Origin of the sequence: Maribacter sp. (assembly GCF_039974175.1) — a bacterium.
Taxonomy (GTDB): domain Bacteria; phylum Bacteroidota; class Bacteroidia; order Flavobacteriales; family Flavobacteriaceae; genus Maribacter_C.
This window is the reverse complement of the sequence record NZ_JBDWJN010000010.1, coordinates 638398-661104: the sequence shown is the minus strand read 5'-3', so window position 1 is coordinate 661104 and position 22707 is coordinate 638398. Positions and strand designations below refer to the sequence as shown.

Annotated in this window: 19 protein-coding genes; 11 read left to right on the top strand and 8 right to left on the bottom strand. The window is 40.1% G+C overall.

Features of this window, described 5'->3' with window-relative positions; all coding sequences use genetic code 11:
* Positions 1–34 precede the first annotated feature (34 nt).
* Positions 35–514 carry a hypothetical protein gene (locus tag ABJN95_RS12055; protein WP_348370655.1) on the top strand — a complete coding sequence of 160 codons (480 nt, stop codon included), beginning with the start codon at positions 35–37 and terminating at the stop codon, positions 512–514.
* Positions 515–603: 89 nt separating this feature from the next.
* Here ABJN95_RS12055 and ABJN95_RS12050 read toward each other — a convergent pair whose 3' ends face one another.
* Together ABJN95_RS12050 and ABJN95_RS12045 are read right to left on the bottom strand one after the other, a co-directional pair.
* Positions 604–2496 (bottom strand): spondin domain-containing protein, encoded by a 1893-nt coding sequence (locus tag ABJN95_RS12050; protein WP_348370654.1) that lies wholly within the window; start codon positions 2494–2496, stop codon positions 604–606.
* 198 nt (positions 2497–2694) lie between these two features.
* A complete protein-coding gene (locus ABJN95_RS12045) occupies positions 2695–6360 on the bottom strand; it encodes a T9SS type A sorting domain-containing protein (protein ID WP_348370653.1) in 3666 nt (1221 codons plus the stop codon).
* Between the two features lie 246 nt (positions 6361–6606).
* Here ABJN95_RS12045 and ABJN95_RS12040 point away from each other — a divergent pair, with 246 nt between their 5' ends.
* Both ABJN95_RS12040 and ABJN95_RS12035 read left to right on the top strand, forming a co-directional pair.
* Complete coding sequence (locus ABJN95_RS12040) at positions 6607–7305, top strand: response regulator transcription factor (RefSeq protein ID WP_348370652.1); 699 nt, start codon at positions 6607–6609, stop codon at positions 7303–7305.
* Positions 7302–8795, top strand: a complete 1494-nt coding sequence (locus ABJN95_RS12035) for a HAMP domain-containing sensor histidine kinase (protein ID WP_348370651.1) — start codon at positions 7302–7304, stop codon at positions 8793–8795. Before ABJN95_RS12040 ends, ABJN95_RS12035 begins: the two co-directional genes overlap by 4 nt.
* A gap of 61 nt (positions 8796–8856) precedes the next feature.
* Here the strand turns inward: ABJN95_RS12035 and ABJN95_RS12030 are convergent, their stop codons facing one another.
* A complete protein-coding gene (locus ABJN95_RS12030) occupies positions 8857–10326 on the bottom strand; it encodes a magnesium chelatase (RefSeq protein ID WP_348370650.1) in 1470 nt (489 codons plus the stop codon).
* An 88-nt stretch (positions 10327–10414) separates the two neighbouring features.
* A complete protein-coding gene (locus tag ABJN95_RS12025; RefSeq protein ID WP_348370649.1) occupies positions 10415–11578 on the bottom strand; it encodes a VWA domain-containing protein in 1164 nt (387 codons plus the stop codon).
* Positions 11579–11711: 133 nt separating this feature from the next.
* On the opposite strand from ABJN95_RS12025, the gene ABJN95_RS12020 reads away from it, so the two are divergent.
* The 4 genes from ABJN95_RS12020 (at position 11712) to ABJN95_RS12005 (ending at position 15345) form a co-directional block, all read left to right on the top strand.
* Positions 11712–12530 carry a DUF1853 family protein gene (locus ABJN95_RS12020; protein WP_348370648.1) on the top strand — a complete coding sequence of 273 codons (819 nt, stop codon included), beginning with the start codon at positions 11712–11714 and terminating at the stop codon, positions 12528–12530.
* Positions 12531–12698: 168 nt separating this feature from the next.
* Positions 12699–13910, top strand: coding sequence for a DUF418 domain-containing protein (locus ABJN95_RS12015; protein WP_348370647.1), 1212 nt, complete (start codon positions 12699–12701; stop codon positions 13908–13910).
* Between the two features lie 115 nt (positions 13911–14025).
* A complete protein-coding gene (locus ABJN95_RS12010) occupies positions 14026–14832 on the top strand; it encodes a hypothetical protein (protein ID WP_348370646.1) in 807 nt (268 codons plus the stop codon).
* A 207-nt stretch (positions 14833–15039) separates the two neighbouring features.
* On the top strand, positions 15040–15345 hold the full coding sequence (locus tag ABJN95_RS12005; RefSeq protein ID WP_348370645.1) for a hypothetical protein: 306 nt from the start codon (positions 15040–15042) through the stop codon (positions 15343–15345).
* Positions 15346–15404: 59 nt separating this feature from the next.
* Here ABJN95_RS12005 and ABJN95_RS12000 read toward each other — a convergent pair whose 3' ends face one another.
* Together ABJN95_RS12000 and ABJN95_RS11995 are read right to left on the bottom strand one after the other, a co-directional pair.
* Complete coding sequence (locus ABJN95_RS12000) at positions 15405–16253, bottom strand: DUF4249 domain-containing protein (protein ID WP_348370644.1); 849 nt, start codon at positions 16251–16253, stop codon at positions 15405–15407.
* A gap of 141 nt (positions 16254–16394) precedes the next feature.
* The gene (locus ABJN95_RS11995) at positions 16395–18791 is read right to left on the bottom strand and encodes a TonB-dependent receptor (protein ID WP_348370643.1); all 2397 of its coding nucleotides are present in this window, start codon (positions 18789–18791) and stop codon (positions 16395–16397) included.
* A 343-nt stretch (positions 18792–19134) separates the two neighbouring features.
* Between ABJN95_RS11995 and ABJN95_RS11990 the strand changes: the two genes are divergently transcribed.
* Positions 19135–19617 carry a hypothetical protein gene (locus ABJN95_RS11990; protein WP_348370642.1) on the top strand — a complete coding sequence of 161 codons (483 nt, stop codon included), beginning with the start codon at positions 19135–19137 and terminating at the stop codon, positions 19615–19617.
* A 112-nt stretch (positions 19618–19729) separates the two neighbouring features.
* Here the strand turns inward: ABJN95_RS11990 and ABJN95_RS11985 are convergent, their stop codons facing one another.
* Entirely contained in the window at positions 19730–20143 is a 414-nt protein-coding gene (locus ABJN95_RS11985; protein ID WP_348370641.1) for an EthD family reductase, read from the bottom strand.
* A 185-nt stretch (positions 20144–20328) separates the two neighbouring features.
* Between ABJN95_RS11985 and ABJN95_RS11980 the strand changes: the two genes are divergently transcribed.
* Genes ABJN95_RS11980 through ABJN95_RS11970 form a run of 3 tightly spaced genes read left to right on the top strand, consistent with a single transcriptional unit; the run spans position 20329 to position 21758 of the window.
* Positions 20329–20769, top strand: coding sequence for a nuclear transport factor 2 family protein (locus ABJN95_RS11980; RefSeq protein ID WP_348370640.1), 441 nt, complete (start codon positions 20329–20331; stop codon positions 20767–20769).
* A 39-nt stretch (positions 20770–20808) separates the two neighbouring features.
* Positions 20809–21381 carry a hypothetical protein gene (locus tag ABJN95_RS11975; RefSeq protein WP_348370639.1) on the top strand — a complete coding sequence of 191 codons (573 nt, stop codon included), beginning with the start codon at positions 20809–20811 and terminating at the stop codon, positions 21379–21381.
* Positions 21378–21758 carry a hypothetical protein gene (locus ABJN95_RS11970; protein ID WP_348370638.1) on the top strand — a complete coding sequence of 127 codons (381 nt, stop codon included), beginning with the start codon at positions 21378–21380 and terminating at the stop codon, positions 21756–21758. The genes ABJN95_RS11975 and ABJN95_RS11970 overlap by 4 nt, the downstream gene beginning before the upstream one ends.
* 23 nt (positions 21759–21781) lie before the next feature.
* Here the strand turns inward: ABJN95_RS11970 and ABJN95_RS11965 are convergent, their stop codons facing one another.
* Complete coding sequence (locus ABJN95_RS11965; protein ID WP_348370637.1) at positions 21782–22666, bottom strand: phosphatase PAP2 family protein; 885 nt, start codon at positions 22664–22666, stop codon at positions 21782–21784.
* Between the last annotated feature and the right edge of the window lie 41 nt (positions 22667–22707).

Below are 22707 nucleotides of genomic sequence, written 5' to 3'. Positions count from 1 at the left end.
AATGGGTCTAATAAATTCCCCAACCGCCCTTAAAATGAAGTCTATTTTACGCATATTCACGTTAAAGCGCACATTCATCCTCTCGATTGTAGTATTGGCATTCCTTATTATTTTTAGCTTTTACGGGCCATATACTAGTAAATTTTACTTTTTTAAACCTGCCAATTACATCTTTCCTATTTTGAGTGTTGGGCATTTTATATTCTTATATGTGCTTTGGTTTAAAATAAAGGAGGACGAGATGACTGATCCTCAGATGCGAAACCTAGAATATGTTCTTTATGGAATTTTCTTAGTCTACATTTACAAAGCGTTCGAAAGCATATACATATTGTCTACCTATTGGGATTACGAATACTATGTACTGCCAGGCGCATTTTTACCTATAGGAATCTTGATCATGGTCTTGTACTTGATCTTGATAGGAACGACCTTGTTACTTTTCAAATACAGAAAGCATCGTGTTGGTGCGTACAAATTCGATGATATGAATCATATTGATTCGTGGGAATAAAAAGAAATTTAGTTACAGTCAAAAAAAATGCCCTATGAAGAGATTCACAGGGCATTTTCATTTCAACAAAACAAACACTAACAAAGACTTTAATTGGCAGATATAGTTACCTTAACTAAATTGTAACCACCTCTAGCGTCTCCGTAGCCTACTACGCCTGCCGGAGAGCTAATGATTCCCTTACCAAATTGAACGTCATCAATCTCGGAAACTCTTCGAATGGTGGTGTTTTCGTCAGCTGCACCACTATTCGGACCCGCCTGTCTCATGGGTTGATCGGCACCAAAACCAACAACTTGATCTATTTCTGTTCCAGCATCATATAAATACGATTTTTCAGTAGCTCCATCACCACTTTTTGCCGTCCCATTTTCATCAAAAAGGGGGTATCCAGCATTGTTGTAGGCCAAAAACCAGTCATTTGTGCTGACCAACATCGTATTGTACCCAAATTTGTATCCCTCTGGAACATCATTCAAAGTAAATGTAAAACTCTGGCCTGGAGCAATCGGCATAGCTTCATTACTTTTAGCTACTGGAATTTTCAAGCTGGTATTGATATAATCAAAAATTATTTGATTGTTTCCATCCTCGGCACTTTCCTCGATTCCACTTCCCACGACTGCTGCTTCACCCTGAGTAAATACGGGGTCGTTTTCAGAGTCAAATGCATAAACAACTGCGGGGGCAAATACACTGTATGATGATGATAGCCTTAAAGGAGCACCTGTACTACCCGTTTCGGTAAACCAAGCATACAAGTCAGCCGGGTTACCTTGCACTGCAATTTTTGCTAATCCCAGATCCCTATCAGGCTCACCTGATGTGAATAGGGCATTATCCAAGGCGTGTACTACAGCGATACCAGGAGCTAAAATTACAGGTTCGTCTACATCAGTAGCACCTCTTAGGTTTTTAATCAACAATCGAAACGTTCTCGTACCCTCATCATAGTTCAAGGTTACCTTTACCATTGAGGTAACATCTGTTGTAACTATTCTTACCGTATTATCATCGTCGGGCTCACCGGCTTCAGCTCCGCCAGGGACCGATGTAATAGTCGCCGGATCTTCTTCTTCCGTTCCTGAATCCCATAGGTAAATTTGGTCGGTAATATCACCAGTAACTGGGGTTCCGTTTTCAAACAACGCGACACCAGTAGCCCTTGGGGCATAGAACCAATCATTTGAAACTACCTGCATGGTAGCAAAACTCAAGCTCGTACCGGGAGTGGCTTGAAAATCAAACCAATATGATCCATCTTGGTCTGCTACAGGCCCCGGTGCATCTGCACCATCTGGTGTATTGAATACCTGAACCGCCAAATAGTTAATAATGTTGCTAATGGTGACGTTGAAGCTACTGGTTACCAACTCAGTGATTTGGTTAACCGCACCGAAGGTCAAGGTAGTGGTTTCGTTCCAATCGGTAGCAACATCTCCTTCGCCATCATAGGCTATAGCATTGTTTGCATTCCCAACAGTAGGAACAAAATCACCAGCAACCCATTGACCAGCGGCTACGGCAACATTCTCTCTTGCACTACCCGATGCACCCCATTGTACAAAATCGACAAGGGCATCTGAATTTGTAAATTCATTTGCGCTATAAAGACCTAAACCACCTTCGCTATCTGGCAGCGCATAACTTACCACAAGATATGCTGCTGAAGGAAGTTCAATATTTCCGCTAATAGGGGTGAGTGTGCCTATTTGTACATATTGACCGGGGCCTAAGCATAGCCAGTAGTCAGCCAAATTCACACTTCCAGTACCATTGTTTAAAATTTCAATTGTATCTTCTCCCTGATATCTAACCTCATTAATAACCACTGATGTTTCCGCATCGGTCATTGGCTGTTCTTGTGGTTCTTCTTGTTGTTCTTGTGCAATTTCAGTAGGGCTATCATCATTTTCACATGATGCCAATCCCAGTAGTAGCATTGCTGCTAGTGTACTTCTTAAAATATTCATTTTTTTCATGGTAATTATTTTGTTTTTATTTTACAGTACAAATAAACTACCATGAGATAACAAGAGGTTCACGAGAAAATAAACTTTGGCATAGAGTTGTGTATAGTTTTGTTAGAAGTATTAAGGTTTTATTTGGTTTTAAAAAGCAAAAAAAACACCTTGAGCATATGCTCAAGGTGTTTTAGTCAACACTAGCCAAAATTTGAACTACCTAATGATGACTTTCTTCGAGACTGATCTTCCTTCTTCATTTGTAATATTAAGAATGTATAATCCGGAAGGAACTGATTGAACATCTAGAGAGATACCCTTATCAACCACTTTCTTCATGCTAGTGCTGATTGCATTCCCACCTAGATCAATCATTGTGACATGAACATCACTATTTCCAAATGATTTTAGAGAAACATTCAGCACATCGGTTGCTGGTAACGGAAACACTGTTGCACTTGACGATTTACCTGCAGTAGTGTCTTCAGCGCGAACCACCTCAATTGCATTAGAAAAATCATAACATCCTACAAGGTCATTGGCGTTTAAACCCGTTTCAAGACCTTCTAGTCCATCTTCGTAGCGCAAATGCCAGATTAAACAAATGCCAGGTCCCGCCTCATCAAAATCGATTCCTTCAACTGCAGTTAAGCTTGGCGGAATACCTAGAATTTCTCCTTCTGGTGAGGTTACTACAAATGTGCTATTGCTACCTGAACGATTGCCAGTAATCGCAATTCCAGATACGTAATCTGCTTCTCCATCCACATTAAACTCAAAAGGACCTCCGGTTAGCTCACCCGCGTCTGGCTGGTTTCTATACACCGTAATATAATCTGAAAAGTCATAAGCTCCACTCAAGTCGGCAACATAGCTGCCTACATCGAGACCTACTAAGCCCTCTTCATAACTCAGGTGCCAGATCAAACAAGTGCCTGATCCTGCCCCATCAAAATTAACAGCTTCGGGTGCGGGCGGAAGGCCTAAGATCTTTCCTTCTGGCGAGGTAACTACCCATTGGGAGTTTGATCCGGTATTTCCGCTTACGGAAACCCCAGAAACGTTATCTGGTTCCTCATCGCCTACGCAGAATTCAAAAGACGGTCCGCCGCTTAGCATACCTCCATCTATGGCATCCATCCGTACAACCTCCACATAATTAGAAAGATCATAACAGCCCATTAGGTCATTAGCGTTTTTACCCATTTCTAGCCCTTCGAGTCCGTCTTCATAACGCAAGTGCCAGATCAAACAAGTTCCGGCTCCGGCACCATCAAAATCGATACCTTCCACTGCTTCCATACTAGGTGGAATTCCCAAAATCTCGCCTTCCGGTGAAGTAACGACGAAAGTGCTGTTACTACCTGATCTTTTTCCAGTCAATGTAATACCTGAAACCATATCTGGAGAACCATCGACCATGAAGTAAAATGGACCACCAACTAAAGTTCCTGCTTCTGTTTCGGAACGAACTACATAAACGGGATTTGAAAGATCAAAATTTCCTTTTAAATCATGGGCATTGAGATCTGGCGCTAAACCTTCAAGACCTTCTTCATAGCGCAAATACCATATCAAACAAGTACCGGCACCGGCGCCATCAAAATCTACACCTTCAACAGCCTCAAGCGTTGGGGGCAAGCCTAAGATTTTTCCTTTGTCATCTGTAATGACCCAAGAACTCATACTGCCATATCGATCTCCAGTCAATGAAAGTCCTGAAACCATATCGGGCGTTCCATCAACACAGAATTCATATGGACCTCCAACAATTTCGCCGGCATTTGGAACTTGTGTGCGAACAACTTCGATCGGATTTGATAAATCAAAACATCCCATCAAGTCATTAGCGTTTAAATCTGGTGCTAAACCTTCAAGGCCATCTTCATAGCGCAAATACCAAATCAAGCAAGTACCTGCACCAGCACCGTCAAAATTAACGCCTTCAACAGCCTCAATAGTTGGAGGTAAGCCCAAGATTTTTCCTTGGTCATCAGTAATTACCCAGCTACTATTCGTACCTGAACGGTCACCTTTTAATTCTATACCCGATACGTTATCAACTTCTCCATCTACATCGAAATAGAATGGTCCACCAACTAACGTACCTGCATAAGGCTGAAATCTATTTACTTCAATTTCGTTGGAGAACTCATAATTTCCTGCGAGTTCAGCAACATTGTTACCTGCTTCCAAACCTTCAAGTCCGTCTGCATAGCTCAAGTGCCAAATCAGACATAAGCCGGCACCGGCACCATCAAAGTTTACCGCTTCAGGCGAAGGCGGAAGACCTAATATTTTTCCAAATTGATCTGTGATCACCCATTGTGAGTTTGATCCTTCGTTACCTGTGACCGCCACGCCAGAAACATTATCGGCTTCATCATCACCAACGCAGAACTCAAAAGGTCCTCCAGTGATTTCTCCCCCGACGACCACTTCTGGTTCAGCGCGAATTACAGTAAGTGCATTTGAAAAATCATAACACCCCTCCAATTCTTCGGCATTTAAGTCTGGTTCTAATCCGACTAGGCCATCTTCATAGCGCAGATGCCAAATCAAGCATGTACCCGGGCCAGCCTCATTGAAATTGATACCTTTTATTTCACCAAGGCTTTTGGGCAAGCCTAAAATAGTGCCGTACTCATCTGTAATTACAAAAGTACTATTGCTACCAGCTCTTTCACCGGTCAGCGCAATTTCTGAAATGAAATCCGCCTCTTCATCTACAGTAAATTCGTAAGGTCCACCTACCATTGTTCCTCCTTCCGTTTCAGAACGAACAACATAAACGGGATTTGACAGATCAAAGGATCCTTTTAAATCGTTGGCATTTAAATCTGGTGCTAAACCTTCAAGACCTTCTTCATAACGCAAATACCATATCAAACAAGTACCGGCACCGGCGCCATCGAAATTTACACCTTCTACAGCCTCTAGCGTTGGAGGCAATCCTAAGATTTTTCCCTTATCATCGGTGATCACCCAAGAACTCATACTGCCCACACGATCTCCAGTTAACGACAGGCCAGAAACCATATCGGGAGTACCATCAACACAAAATTCAAAAGGGCCACCAACAATCTCCCCAGCATGAGGAGCAGCAGTACGTATAACCTCTACTCTATTTGATAAATCAAAACAACCTTCTAAGTCATCTCTATTCATATCAGGTGCAAGGCCTTGAATTCCATCTTCATATCTCAAATGATAAATAAAACAAGTACCGGCTCCAGCGCCATCAAAATTGACACCTTCTACAGCAGCCAAACTTGGGGGAAGGCCTAAAATCTTACCTTGATCGTCAGTGATCATCCAAATGCTATTGCTTCCCGATCTTTTTCCAGTTAATGAGATTCCAGATACCATATCAGGAGTGCCATCTACATCGAAGTAAAATGGGCCTCCGGTTAAGGTTCCTCCTTCCGTTTCAGAACGAACAACATAAACGGGATTTGACAGATCAAAGGATCCTTTTAAATCGTTGGCATTTAAATCTGGTGCTAAACCTTCAAGACCTTCTTCATAACGTAAATACCATATCAAACAAGTACCTGGGCCGGCGCCATCGAAATTTACACCTTCTACAGCCTCTAGTGTTGGAGGCAATCCTAAGATTTTTCCCTTATCATCGGTGATCACCCAAGAACTCATACTGCCCACACGATCTCCAGTTAACGACAGGCCAGAAACCATATCGGGAGTACCGTCAACACAAAATTCAAAAGGGCCACCAACAATTTCTCCCGCCTCGGGTGCTGGGTCTTGAGCAAGGGCATTTTGCCAAGCAAACAAGCTGAAAAACGCAAATACTAACATCGACCACCTAACCCGTGCCGACTGATAGTTTGCGAATCCATCTAAGAGTAATTTTTTTTTCATCTTTTTCATTTTATAGATTATTTAACAAACTAAACTATATATTGTCTAGAAAAGGTCACGAAAACATAAACTTTTAAGAAAAAAACTGTTAGGATTTTGTGATATATTCGACTAGTAGAAAGGCAATTCTTTAAACAAAGTGAATAAACAAAGTGGTTTAGCCAATTATTTTCACTTTTCATCTTTTTTGAATTGCCCGTGATGTTTATGTGATACTTTTTAACTTCTTTCGTAACCTAAATAATTATGAAACAAATACTTATCATTGAAGATGATCCAGAAATCATAAAATTACTGGAGATTCATCTAACCGACCTTATTTATTCCACAGCAAAAGCTATGGATGGTGAAGTTGGTCTGCAAATGGCTTTAGAGAACGATTACGATCTCATTTTGCTAGATTTAACCTTACCCACCATGGATGGTGTTACCATTTGTAAAAGGCTAAGGGAGAAAAAGAATACACCCATAATCATGCTCACAGCAAAGTCGGAAGAAATTGATCGTGTTCTTGGTTTAGAGATGGGTGCCGATGACTATATCACCAAGCCATTTAGTATCAGAGAATTACTGGCTCGGGTTAAAGCTGTTATGCGTAGAACAGATTCTGCGAAACAAGAAAAACAGAATTCTTCGGCAATTTCGGCTGAAGGCCTACTTATTGATATTGACCGCAGAAAGGTAGTTTTAGATGATAAGAAGGTGGAATTATCGCCTAAGGAATTTGAACTTTTGGTATTGATGGCCTCTAACCCAGGTAGAAATTATAGTAGAACCGAGTTGTTAGACATGATTTGGGGTTATAATTTCGAAGGTTATGAACATACCGTGAATTCTCATATCAATAGGCTACGGGCCAAAATTGAGTCAGACATGGCAAACCCAACCTATATTTTAACTACTTGGGGTGTAGGTTACAAATTTAACGAAGACATCGCGGTATGAGCACTACACCAAAAACACTAACTCCAAAATTAGTCAAAAAATTATGGCTAGCCTTTATTCTGCTGGTCATCATGATGGGGGTGTCGTACATTGGAATTACCGGGTATTTTGCAAATAAACACAACCAAGAGACCACCCAACGTCTGAATGCAGAAGTTGCCAATCACGTCATTGCGGAGAAATTTCAAAATGCCTCCCCGTTTTTAGAAGATGGCAGCGTTAATAAACCCTTGTTTGGTGATTTAATGCATGATATGATGGCCGTTAATCGCGGTATTGAGGTGTACCTTTTGAATGACAAGGGAGAGATTCTTTATTCTGTGGTTCTCGATCCCAACGACAAAGACGGTACCAAAAGTGTTTCATTGGCACCTATCGAATCCTTCATAAAAGACAAAGGAGAAAATTTTATTTTAGGTGATGATCCGAGGTCACCAGGGGAACAAAAAATATTTTCCGCGGCCCCATACTCAGTAGATGGCAGAAATGGGTTTATCTATATCATCCTCGCTGGAAAGAAATTTCAAGAAGTCAGTAGTACTTTAATGGGCCAATATTTCGCAAGACTAGGCTTAGGTGCCACTTTGCTAACTACAATTTTTGCCGCCATAATCGGACTTTTGGCAATTTGGTTTTTAACCAAAAACCTGCGAGTGATTACCAGTACCGTACGTCGTTTTAGCGAAGGTGATTTAACGGCTCGTATCGAAAATCCCGATTCGTCAGACATCTCAATCTTTGCGAATTCCTTTAATGAAATGGCAGATACTATTACCGGAAACATTGATAAAATGCAGTCTGTTGATTTGTTGCGCAGAGAACTGATTGCGAACGTCTCACACGATTTGCGAACGCCATTGGCCATTTTAAAGGGGTACATAGAAACGCTGCAAATCAAAAGGAATTCACTTTCAGAGATCGAAAAACAAGAATACCTGCAAATCACTCACGATAATGTAGACAAACTTTCAAAACTCATTAATCAGTTGTTTGAATATTCCAAGTTGGAGGCAGAACAGGTCACTCCCGTAAAAGAACCTTTTTCAATAACTGAACTTTCGCATGACCTCATTGCCAAATTTAAGGTAATTGCAGCGCAGAAGCAGATCGCATTGCAATTAGATAATCCGAAGGAAAACAATATGGTTTTTGCAGATGTAAGTTTGGTAGAGAGAGCACTTCAAAACCTTATAGAAAATGCCATCAAGTATACCGAACCCAAAGGAAAAGTAACGCTTTCATTGCAAAAGAAAGGCAAGAATGTTGAAATAAACATTACCGATACCGGAACTGGAATTCCTGTAAACGAACAGCCATTTATTTTCGATCGATATAAACAAGTTGACAAGAGCGCCAAAAAACAGGGCTCAGGACTAGGCCTGGCCATCGTAAAAAAAATAATGGAATTGCATGATACTACTATTACTGTATTGAGCAAACCAAAAGAGGGCAGTTCTTTTATTTTCAACCTGCCGGCTTACCAAGTTTAAATTAATACATAATTGAAGCTATGAAAAAGAAAGCCCCTGTTTAATACAGGGGTTTTTTTCATTATAATCCACTTATAAAACTTCCATAAAGGTCTTTAAACAGATAACCTTCCGAGAATCTATTTTTGCTCAATTTTTTATGGGCAACCAATCCCCATAACACGATTTCCTTCAAGAAATAGACATCATCGTTTGGAAAATCGGGTTGATGATCTTTAAGCAACTGATTTAATTCGGGTATACTATCAAGCGTTCTTTTGTATTCTTCATCAGTAAAATCGTCTAACAACTCGAAGCCTTCACCTTGAAAGAACCAATGCAAGAGTTCATCATATGGCGTTTCGGCATCTTTGCGTTCGAGCTTATTAATTTTCGGAAAAAAGCGAGGAAATAGTGATTTCACAGCATCATCTATCAATATGGCTGCTACACCATCGGCTCCTTCCTGCTCGCCTTCATACACCAACTCGATTTTACCCGTAATTGCTGGAATCACTCCCAAGAAATCACTTAAACGCACCATAGTTGAATTGGCGCCAGATAAAAGTGCTCTCCGTTCTGCGGTACTCAACAAATTCTCGAAGGCGGTAATACTTGTTCGTGCACTTACTCCACTTTTGGTATCTACGTATTCGCTATTTCTGGCTTCAAAACTAATTTGCTCTAGCAAATCTTTTGCGACATCTGGTACATAAATAGCATCTGACTGTCTGAGGTCAAGATTAGCCTCCTGCTCCGTAATCTTGCGGGCTATTTCGATATTATCTGGATAATGTGTCAAAATTTGTGAGCCGATTCTATCTTTTAAAGGCGTTACAATGCTTCCTCTGTTCGTATAGTCTTCGGGGTTAGCTGTAAAAACAAATTGCAAATCAAGCGGAAGGCGCAACTTGAATCCACGAATTTGAATATCGCCTTCCTCTAATATATTGAACAGTGATACTTGAATTCGTGCTTGTAAATCGGGCAATTCATTAATAACAAAAATACAACGATTTGCACGCGGTATCATTCCGAAATGGATGACACGATCATCGGCATATGATAATTTTAGATTTGCTGCTTTTATAGGGTCAACGTCGCCAATTAAATCGGCCACAGTGACATCAGGAGTGGCTAGTTTCTCATAAAAGCGATTGTCTCGGTGTAACCAAGTAATGGGGGTTTGATCTCCTTTTTCTTTAATCAATTCCATCGCATAACGCGACATGGGTTTCAAGGGATCATCATTGATTTCAGATCCTTCGACCACCGGAATCCACTCATCCAAAAGATTTACCATCAAACGTGCAAGTCGAGTTTTCGCCTGTCCCCGTAGTCCCAATAGGTTAATATTGTGTCGGGAAAGAATTGCTCTTTCCAATTCTGGTATTACCGAATTTTCGTAGCCCCAAACTCCGGTAAAGGACGTTTCTCCTTTTGCAATACGCTCCCTAAGGTTGTTCCTAAGTTCGTCTTTGATACTTTTGGTTTGGTAACCTGCTTTTTTCAATTCTCCCAAGGTGGAGATTTCTTTGTGGTTCAATTTCATATGTATTAAAATGGGTGCAAGATACTAGTCATACGAGTAAAGGGTTTTATTCATTCTTTCTCGATGCCAGCATCTTGATTCTTCTAAACTATTTTAATCTTTTTCTTCTGTTATTTTCGTAATCCTCAAAAATCATTTCTCCTAATCCCTTTAATCCGGTAAAAAATGCTTTGCCCTTATTGGCTTCTGTAAAATGCCGCACAAATTGCATTAGGTACGGATCTTGGGCAATCATAAAAGTGGTTATGGGAATATGCAGTTTTCTCGCCTGACGTGCCATATTGTAGCACTTCTCAACAATGTAATCATCAAGACCCACACTGTTTTTATAGTAGTTTCCATCGGGGAGCCTTAAACAACTGGGCTTTCCATCGGTAATCATAAAAATCTGTTTATTGGTATTGCGTTTTCGGCGAAGCATATCCATAGCCAACTGCAATCCGGCAACCGTATTCGTATGATACGGACCTACTTTCAAATAGGGTAGCTCTTTAATCGGAATTGGCCAAGCATCATTACCAAAGACCAGAATATCGAGCGTATCCTTCGGGTAGCGGGTAGTTATCAATTCCGCCAGGGCCATGGCTACCTTTTTTGCTGGTGTAATTCTATCTTCACCATACAAAATCATGCTATGGCTAATATCAATCATCAGCACCGTGCTCATTTGAGCCTTGTGTTGGGTGTCTTCAACTACTAAATCTTCCTCAGTAAGATTAAAGCTTCCGACCCCGTGATTGATTTGGGCATTTTTCAAACTTTCGGTCATCGAGATATGCTCTAATCCATCACCATATCGATACTCCCTAAAATCTCCTGTATGTTCATCGCCCTGCCCTGATTTACCCGTTTTATGGTTTCCAGCGCCACTGCGCTTCAGTTTTCCGAAAATCTGATCCAGAGCCCTTTGGCGTATAATACGTTCCATTTTGGCCGTAATGGAAATCGTTCCGTTACCTGTACCGTCTTCCCCAACTTGTCCCTCCTCGCCCATTTCTCCACCCCCATCTTCGAACTCTTCGCGAATGTATCCTTTTGCCTTCAAATCTTCGATAAAATCATCTATGGTATAGTCATCGTCAGTTAACTCATATTCCTTATCTAGTTCGCGTAGCCAGTCAATAGCCTCATCAAAATCACCCGAAGTATGTGTGATGAGCTCCTGAAATATGTCGAAAAGTTTATCGAAGGGAGTTTGCTCCGGAGCCTCGTATGTAGAGAATCGGAATCCTTTTCTTGTATTCATAGCCATACTATAAAAATACGGCTTTTAACAAAAGTGTTATGGGCTTTTATAGAAAACTTAACGCTTAAGTAATACACAAACGACAAATTTCTCTTTAAGCTTCAACACTAGATCGTATTGCCGTAAATTCGTGATTACCATGGTGCAAGAACATCTTTACAAACAAGTTGCTGGTTTCCTAAACACTCCGTCTCTTTGGAGCAACAAACAGTTTGGTATCTCACAATTCGAGTTTCCTGAAATCGATTTGGTTGCGTTTCAACCGCGTGAAATTCCTTCTACAATACGATTGGGGCATCAGATGGAACAGCTGTTCAAACAACTTATCGACTATTGCTCTGCTTATGAAATACTATTGCATAATCTTCCGGTAAAAAGGGGAAATCGAACAGTTGGCGAAATTGATTTTATCCTCAAGGATGTACAAACTACACAGCTCATCCATATTGAATTAACGTATAAGTTTTATATCATTAACCCTGAAATCTCAGAGCCTGTACATCAGCTAATCGGACCCAACAGACGTGATATGTTTTTTACAAAAATGGAAAAAATAAAGAATAAACAGTTTGAATTATTACATTCGAAAGAGGGATCTAAAGCACTGTATAGTAATGATATAAATTCTAATAAATTAACGCATCAAGCCTGTTATAAAGCACAACTATTTGAGCCCTATAAAAGTAATCCTATCCGCATTCGTCCTTTGAATACAGATTGCATTTCGGGTTACTGGTTGCGATTTGAACGATTTCAATCTAGTGGGTTTAAAGCATATCAATACTACATTCCTAATAAATCGCAATGGGTAATTGAACCTCATAAGGCGGTCTCTTGGATGCCTCATTTTGAAACCCTCTTGGATATAAATCTACAGATGCTTAAAGAAAATTCTCCGATGGTGTGGATGAGAAGGTCGGAAACGGAATTCGAAAAATTCTTCGTGGTCTGGTGGTGAATCGAAGCTGGCGGCATGAGGTGTTCCATTTTTGCTGTTCTGAACGATAGGAGTTCGTGTTGAATTATCAAAATGACGGTAAAAAGAGAATTAGTACCATTATTTTGTAACTTTCTTGTAATCAAAATAGTCTTATTCATCAATCAATCATCAATCATCAATCAAATCATGTCTTCTACAAAATCACCCAGAATTGAAATCATCGATGCGCTACGCGGTTTCGCACTTGCCGGAATATTAATCTGCCATATGGTAGAGCAGTATATTGGCGCCGGGGCACCCCCGAGCCATTACGAAGCGGTTAGTACCGGAATAGGCAATCAAATCATAGATGGACTTATTGGCTTTTTTCTTCGAGGGAAATTCATTGCCTTGTTTTCCTTTTTATTCGGACTCAGTTTTTTTATTCAAATGGATAACGCTGCAAAAAAGGGAGTTGCCTATGGCGGAAGATTCCTTTGGCGTTTGCTGCTCCTTCTCGGTATTGGCTATGTGCATAGTCTGTTTTATCGCGGTGATATTCTTACCATTTACGCCATCCTTGGCTTATTTCTCATTCCGTTTTATTCCTTAAACAATAGATGGGTGCTGGGCTTTTCGATAGTATTGTTTCTAGGGCTTGGCCGATACATCATCTTCTTTTTTACCCAGGGAGAACATCTTTTTTTAGATGTAGACCCCATGGATATGGAAGCGCCTTCGGTACAAGAATATTACAACACTCTCAAGAACGGAGGCATTACAGATGTTTTTTCCACTAATGCTTGGCAAGGCCATCTCGATAAAATGAACTTTCAATACGGTATTTTCGGGCGCGGCTATTTTACTTTTGCCTTCTTTTTGATTGGTTTATATGTGGGGCGTACTGGCTTTTTTACACAGTTTCGAGAAGCGAAAAAATTCACTAAAAAAGCCCTTATTTGGTCTAGTATCTTGTTTGTGGTTGCTATGGGTATTACCGCAGCCGCCTTTATAAGTTTGGGGCCCGAGGTTAAAATGAACAATTGGATCTCAATGATAGGATTGTCTGGCATGGATATGGCTAACTTGGCCATGACCCTGATTTATATTTCACTATTTGCCATGCTATATCGAAAGGTGAAACTCGAAAAATGGTTATCTAAATTAGCCCCATATGGTAGAATGGCGCTTACCAATTATGTATTGCAAAGCATTGTGGGTACAGCCTTGTTATATGGTTGGGGACTTGGATATCTTGGAGAACTTCAAAATGTATACACCTTTTTGATTGCCTTAGCGTTGATAATAGTGCAGGTTTGGGTAAGCAAAATCTGGTTACAACACTTCAAATACGGACCCTTAGAATGGTTATGGAGAAGCCTTACTTTTTTTAAGCTATTCCCAATGAAAAAGAATTAGACTTGCTAATATGTAGGTAAAAAATTCGGTATTACATCGAAATTCAGTCATTTGTTCCAATATAGTTGTAATTACTCGGTTCTGTTTGTAAGCCCACAAGCAAATTCATGCCCTTATGACAACTATGCCTTCTAAACTAAGTGCCCTTTTGTTCTATTTTCTCTTTATAGCTTCTGTGTACTCCTGTAGTAAGGATACCAGTATTTTGACAAATTCAGAAACAGAGACTGCCCAAGAACAGGAAAATGAAACAGAAGAAGAGACCACTGAAGAAAATAGCCCAGAGAGCACTGCATGTACAGATCCATTAGATTATATATTTAATGAAAAAGAGGGTTTGGTATTCGTAGAGTTTGAAAATGCAGAATTTTCAGAAGATTGGAAACTTAAACAGGATGGGTACTTACATACTGGCACAGGTTATATGATTTGGGAAGGGTCTCAAAATTTGAGTAATCCCGGTACCGGCACCGCAACTTTCAAAATAAAAATAGCAAATACTGGAGTCTATCAATTTATTTGGTATTCTGCAGTAAGAACAGGTAACAGCGGAACAGACCACAATGATACCTGGTTGCGCTTTGCTGATGCTGATGACTTCTACGGCCAAAATAACAACGGCAGTAGTACGGTATATCCAAAGGGCACTGGCAAAACTCCTAATCCTGAAGGAGCTTCTTCCGATGGTTGGTTTAAAATCTATAGAAGTGGTAATGACCTTGATTTTAAATGGCAATCGTCGACTTTCGACAATAACGCACATAACATTTTTGTTCAATTCGCTAATCCGGGAATTTATCTTATGGAGATATCTGCAAGGTCATCAGGTCATGGAATTGATAAATTCGTACTTTTTAATGACTCCATGACCAAAGATGCTGCCATTTCGAGCATAGCACCTAGCGTGATCAGTTGCGATTAAAAAGGTCAAAGGGCTGGTTTTGCGTGTACATATAAGTAGGGAATAAATTATACAAAATTCTTATAATCAACATATTATCATACTACACGGTACTTTTTTTTCGTTCTAGTATTAACCCAAACCATATTACCAGTGAAAAAGCTTATCGTTTTACCATTCCTGATCTTTTTTCTATTCTCGTTTGACACATCAGAAAATTGCGACCTTATGTATAACAATGCTACCTATGGCGTTATGCATTCTAAAAAGGCTTTTAAGGCAAGAAACTACGATGACCAACGCTATTTTGCTAAGAAAGCCTTGGCAGCGTATCAGCGTGTTTTAGAGAACCTCAATAACTGTGGATGCGGTATCTTAACTGAACAGGTCGAAGATGCTATTAACAACTTAGAATCTGCCGCAGACCCTTACGATTGGGACAAGGGACGTTATTATAGCAAAAAGGTGTATTTAAGCTCCTTAGATCTGGTTACCGAACTCGATGAGCTTACTGCCCAGACGATGCAAGATTAGGTGACGTTTGAGGTACAAAGTACGTATGCTTCGTATCTTGTACCTCGCACTTTTTAACCTTACTCAAAAGTATAACTCATTTTATTAACCTCAGTTAGTCGAAAATATCCATGGGCAAAGTTCTCTGGATTCGTAAGATTGAAACAATTTCCTTTAACAGATACCGGGGTAGCTTCGAATAGTCCCACACCCCCAATTTGGTCGATTAGAATGCTGATATAATTGTTGTAACCCTCAGAAATAGCATACATTTCAATTGCCAATACATCTCCAGCTGCAAAGGGCTGCCTCACATCATTTTCGTCATCGGCTTCCTCGATTTCATACCACCAATCGACTTCGTTCCCATTAACGAATTCATCATCGCCCACCTCAAAATCTGGGAGTAGTTCACCTAGTTTTTGGAATTTAAAAAAGTAATAATTCCCTTCTTCTGGAGGGTCGGTAAAAACAATATGTGCTTCCAATATCTCATCGTCAAAACCATCTTCAACATCCTGGAAAATATCGGTAATTTCGGGCACGGCATTAAGTGTTTCCGTTGCATTATACGTTTCTCCGTTATAGATAATTTCCAAAGTATACGATTGCCCAAGTATAGGAACAAAGTTTGACGTAAGATATGTACCATTATTCTGGTCAGCAAAAACGAATTCTGCACCGCTGGTATCATTGGTTACTTTTACAGAAGCCCCGGTAACCGCAGTATTACTAGAGGTATCGAAGAAAGCAGTGGAATTACGCAACTGGATCGTTTGCTCGTTTCCAGCAGTGCCTTTCTCCCAGTCTAAGGAAGCTTCTACCACGAGTCTTGTGGGAGCGGTTTGTACGGGTACATCGATAACATCTTCGCAAGAGGTTGTCGATAGTAATATAAGTAGTACTATTGATCTTATTATGTTTTTCATAGTGATTGATTTAAGTAATAGGTAAGGATGTACGGCAGTTGCCTTACTAGAACCAAGAGTCAATACGTCTCTCGTTTCTTCGCTTTTCTGTCTTGCATTGTGATTCTCAAAGCTTGTTTCTTGTTTCTCTTTCATCATCATTTAAAACTTAAAATTATAGGTCAATGAGGGTACGATGCCGAAAATGGCAGTTCGAGTGGCTTCATTGGCTCCGGTTTCAACATTTTGACCAAAGGATATTGACGCTGCATTTTTTCTACTGTAAGCATTGTAGATACCTAACACCCACTCCCCTTTCAATCGACTGTTCGGTTTTCGATTCGGTTTGTAATTGAGTGAAAGATCTAAACGATGATAGGCTGGTAAGCGGTCAGAATTTCTATCCGCATAACTTGCTACTGAAATTCCCTCATACTCATACTGTCCATTAGGATAGGTAACTGGCCTCCCCGTTTGGAAAACGAGATTCGCTCCAAAACTCAGTTTATCATTCAAACGATACGCCCCAGAGATAGAAATATCATGCGTACGATCATAAGGCGTATTATACCAGTTCCCATTATTAATACCCAATCCACCTGCAGCGCCACCGGGGGTTCGTTGTTCTGATTTAGATAAGGTATAGGCAACCCAGCCAGTAAGTTTACCTTCGTTTTTTCGGAGTAGGAATTCGAGTCCATATGCCCTAGATTCCCCATTTAAAATTTCAGTTTCAATAGTATTCTGGCCAATTAAATCAGAGCCATCAATATAATCGATACGATTGTCTGTCGTTTTGTAATAGGCTTCGACTTCTAAAGAATAGACCTTTTCTGAAAAGTTTCTAAAATACCCTAATGCATATTGATTCGACAACTGTGGTTGGACAAACTTTCCACTGGGTGTCCAGACGTCTAAGGGAGTAGCTGAAGAGGTGTTGCTTAGCAAATGTATGTATTGAGCAGCTCTAGAGAAGCCCGCTTTTATAGAAGAAACCGCATTCAATTCATATGCTAACGCAATGCGAGGTTCGAAATTACCGAAAGTCTCGATTGCTTTTCCCTTTTCGTAATTGGTTTCACCAACTGCCGTTCCACGCTCGTAAATGCCCAAAATGGGATTATACACCACGGGCTGATTGTTGGCATAATCTGTTAAGGCTTGTCCCCCTAGGCGAGAGAAAGCACTGTAGCGCAGTCCGTATTGAGCGGTTAGCTTTGAGGTCAATTTGTGTTCTGCACTCAGGTACACTCCACTTTCAAATGCCTTTTTGCGGTCAAGCTTTAAAGGGTTTACTGCAGAAGTCTCCGAAGTGGGGCGAATCTGCCCAGGATCAAAATCATAGTAAATACCACTCGCACCAAAATCTAATTTAAACTTGTCACTGAAATAGTATTTCAGATCGTATTTGAGGTTGTAATTATTGATAGAGGATAACCAATCGAATTGTGCTACACTGAGATCAAGCTTATAATCATACTTACTCACGATAACCGACAAATTAGAAAAAAGTCGTTCATTAAAAATATGGTTCCAACGCAAATTGCCGGAGGAGTTGCCATAACTGGCACCAAAACTACCGCCGATATCGAAATTATCACGACCAAAGTAACCGGAGAGGAAAAGTTTGTTGTTAGCGTTTAGCGCATAATTGGTCTTCAGGTTTAAATCGTAAAAACTAGCACTGTTCTTTTCGCCTGCTGCCTTTAAAATCAAATCAGCATACGAACGCCGACCAGCTATTAAAAAGGAACCCTTGTCATTAAATAGTGGGGCCTCCGCGGTAAGGCGACTTGAAATGATACCCAAACCACCGGTTAAGGCGAATTTTTTATTGTTACCATCTTTTTGACGTACGTCAAGTACCGACGATACCCGACCTCCAAAACGTGCTGGGATTCCTCCCTTATAAAGCTTTACATCTTTAATGGCATCGGCATTAAAGACTGAAAAGAAGCCAAACATATGTGAGGTGTTGTAAATAATGGCTTCATCAAGTAATACCAAATTCTGGTCTTGTGCTCCACCTCGAACATGAAAACCTCCGGTTCCTTCGCCATTGTTCGTAACACCAGGTAGCATTTGTAGGGACTTTAAAATATCTACCTCTCCCAAAACCACTGGCATTTGTTTTACGGTGGCAATATTCAATTTGACGGTACTCATTTCAGGTTTTTTGAGAATCGCCCGTTCCGGTTCTTCTGCAGTAACGACCACTTCTTCTAGTTGGGTAGAGACCGCCGCGATTTCGAAATCTAGTTTTTGATTCGCGGTAAGGGCAACCTCCTGACTGATTTCTGAATAACCTAAATAGGAAATCGTCAGGGTATAGTTGCCCTCTGGTGCCGTTATCGAATAAAAGCCATATTCATTGGTAATGACCCCTATGGTTGTACCCTTTAAAAATACCGAAGCTCCAAAAAGAGTTTCGCCATTGCTTTTGTCGGTTATAGTACCATTCAGGGTGTAGCTCTGCGCTAGTGCAGTTGAACTTAGAAGTAAAAAGAAAAGCCAACTGCAAATAGCCAAAGCCTTTTTAAAGTTTTTTTTTAAAATCATTTATTGTCGTTTAGAGATTGATGTTTAAACCTGCTCCTGTGGCAGGCGGGTTGTGCTTCTAGAGACAAGGGAAAAAATTGGTGGTTGCACGCTAACCAACAATTAAGAAAATTTTGGCAATGTCTATCAGGACAAAGCTATGGTAGCAAGGCAGTGTGATTGGTTGACTTTGGTTAAGAAAACGTACTTTGATTATATGTAAGAATCTAAAACAGCTTGAATGTGAATAACTGTTAATAAGTAGGCTTTTTCTAGCATAATTGAAATACTACATTTGAGTATCCCAATAAATAGAATAAACACACCTGTGTGTTTATTCTATTGTTCTATTTAATAGATAAAATTGAAAAATTTCAGATTGTATTTTATTGTAATTGCAGGGATAGGGTTATTACTTTTCTACTATCTGCCCAACCTATTGACTAGCAATACTAACTTAACATATGAATCTGGAACTTTAAGAAACGTATATCTAGATACCTATAGAGCAAAGCGCATCAAGGGGTACGGATATGTGGAAAAAAGTCGATTAGTGCTTGAAACTATTGACCGTACCAAAAAGAAATACTACCTGACGAGTGATTTCGAAAAATATTGGGGTGCGTTTCAAGACTCCAACGCCATCGACAAATATATGAAGGTACGATTGGATATTGAGAATTCACGTACAGACCCAATCGAAATCCGATTAGATAATAAAGTTATATATGGCAAATTAGACTGGGCAAAAAGCAATTGGTTCTTTTTTGTAGTTTTCTGTGGTATAATAGGAATAATTGGATATCAGTTTTATTTAAAAAATACACATAATCAAAACTATAATTAATTGCTGTGAATTTTCCTTAGGAAAAACCTTACGCAATTAGCGTTACCTAGGCCTTGTAAGTGACGCTACTTCAGACTGTTTCCACTACAAACTTAGACAAACCAAAATACGGCTAATCCGCACTAACCACTTCACTAATTTGAAGCACAGGTTGAATATTTGTATAGTTGGGCACATCAGCTCTAAGTGCCCCCGAATGGGTACCCATTGCACTTTGACAAGTGGGCATGTCTGCAAAATAAAAATACCCGATCGCCACATATGGGGCAGCAGAATCAGGCGCACCACCACCAAGTCCCTTATCAATAACCATGGCCTTTAATTGATCTCCAAACAAACCTGCCGCCATAGGCATGTGTTTATTGGTATAATACTCCATATCGAAGGTGTTGCCCTCCCCGTTGGGGTAAAAGATGGCTACTTTAACCATGCCTTCTTCGATTTTAGACTGCCCTGATGATTCATATTTCGTAAAGCCGTATAGCAATCCGGCGACTATAACTAAGATGCTGATTTTTGTTTTCATTTTGATTGATTTTATTTATTGTGATTTCTTTGATGATAGCACTTTATTGCTAAAAGAGATTGTGGACTAAAGATATAATAAAAAAACTTTGACCTCAAACACTAGGAGGCGTTTGACAGCTGTTATTCGATTATGGTATTGAAAATATGCTTAATTTTAGAATTCATCATCAAAACACTTTTGTCATGAAAAAATTAAACTCCTATATTTTTACCTTACTCTTGCTTCTTTCTATTACGGCCTTTGGTCAAGATGAAAAAGCCAAGGTACAATCTGCCCTCGAAGACTATGTGAATGCCTTGTATGAGGTCAAACCCGAATTAATAGAACGTAGTGTTGATTCGACCTTGCGTAAAATCGGGTACTGGTACGATGACAAAGCCGACACCTATAGAGACAATTTGCCCATGACCTACCAACAGCTCTATGATTTAGCGGGCACATGGAACAAAAAAGGAGATCGTGTTACAAAGGACTCTCCTAAGAAAGTTGAAGTATACGAAGTCAATGATAAAACTGCTACGGGTAAACTAACAGCCGAATGGGGTATTGATTTGTTTCATCTCGCCAAAGTCAATGGACAGTGGAAGATTATGAACATCATTTGGCAAAGTCAGCCAAAGTAGCAAGTACGAAATAATGAACGCTAAATTGCAAATAGGCATTTGACACTTTCCCTACCAAAACTACTTGGCTTTGGCATTGTTCTGGAACTATTCATTTTTATAGCCAGTTATTTGTTGTATCCAGAAATAGAAGAAACCTTTCGATATGCCGCTCGCTATTCGGGTCGATTGTCCGCTGCGGTTTTTCTCTTGGCATTTTATGCCTATACCATGGCATTTCCAAAATCTCTAAATGAAAACATGGAAGTTCGTAATCTTATTATAGTTTTTGCCGTACTGCATCTTATTCACTTTGGCTTCTTGGCAAGCAATATTTTCCTTAATGAAATTCCGCTTATACCTGTCAAGTTACTCGGGGGTGCCTTGGCATACCTAATGATCGTGTGGGCTCCTTTTAAATTGCATCAGTTAAAGCTACCGCTGCAACTTACTTACTTCTACTATGTCACCTTTGTGATGATCATGACCTATGTCGCCCGCGTCAAAGGAGATTTTGAAGGTGCTGAACCTCAGTGGTTGCATTTTGTGGCACTGACCATATTCATTGGCTGCTCTTTTGTATTCGGATTGCGAATGTGGAATACCAGAAAAGCTCGTAAAATTAACCAATGAACATCTATTTATTCATAGCAGGAATTTTATGTATTCTCTTGGGGGTTGTGCACTCAACGCTTGGGGAGTATCTGATTTTTAAAAACAAAAGAGAGAAAGGAAAATTAGTTCCGTCAAAAAGTACCGAACTAAAAGAACGGCATTTACGCATACTATGGGCAACTTGGCATTTGGCGTCTCTCTTTGGTTGGTGTATCGGAGGCATAGTAATACAGATTGCGCTGGCGCAGCATATAGAAAGCTACACTATTTTTCTTGAACCAATTACCTATACCATGTTCTTGACATCAATCTTGGTATTTGTTGGAACCAAAGGAAAACATCCTGGGTGGCTTGTACTTTTGACCATCGGAATACTAATATTTATAGGCAATTAACCCCCAAGCCAGCAGAGAACACATCATTTTTGATTGTCCCACTCCAGCTGGGCCGCTTTTAAATCGCTTATAAATTCTGGGTTGGACCACATGGCCGATAGCATACGATGTGCAAGTACACGAGCGGCTTCTTCATCACTGGGATAATGAATACCCATGATTTCTCGCGACTCTCCTATTTCATATGCTAGCTCTAAAAACGCCTTTCGCTTTGAAGGGATCAACTCACTCCAAGTGAAGGCATGAATATAAGCCCACAAGGTATGGCCACTAGCAAATGAAGGTGATGACATAATTGCCAAAGGCTTTAGTTCGGGTTCTAAATCATATGGGCGCGGTCGCAACAAATGGTATTTGGTGGTAAATTCCATAATGCGCATATCTTTGGTAATACCTCGTAACAATTGTGCTGTCGCTGGATAATTTTCTGTAGTACAAGCCTCACCAAGAACCTCACGTCCTTCAAAAAAGAGGTGTTTTAGATTCTTTTCATACGAAGGATGATTTTTCATGACATCAATATGAGGCCAATACCCTACCGGAGCCAAGATTTGTGCAGCACGCTCCTCTTGAGCCAAAGTTCGTTCCTTTTGCCACTTCAATAGAAAGTCTAATTCAGCTCTTGTCTGGTCAGAGCTATTGGCAGGATATTGTACCGAATTCTTTAACGCATCAATTTGGTCTTGCTTTAAATATGCGGGTTGCGCCATAGTGTACAACAAAGCCACAGCGCTATACTTACTCGGTGCATAGCGAATACCATCAAGTTTCGCCATTTCTGAATTGGGCTCTGCACTCAATACTTTAAGCGCCTTATAATGATTGGAAGCAGGTTCTAAGCTATGAATTGATTGTGAGTAGAGGTGGGTTGCCTGAATTGTAAGCAAAAGAACAAGGAACTTCTTCATGATTTCTTTAAGAATTAATTATTAGATCGTTTATTAACGAT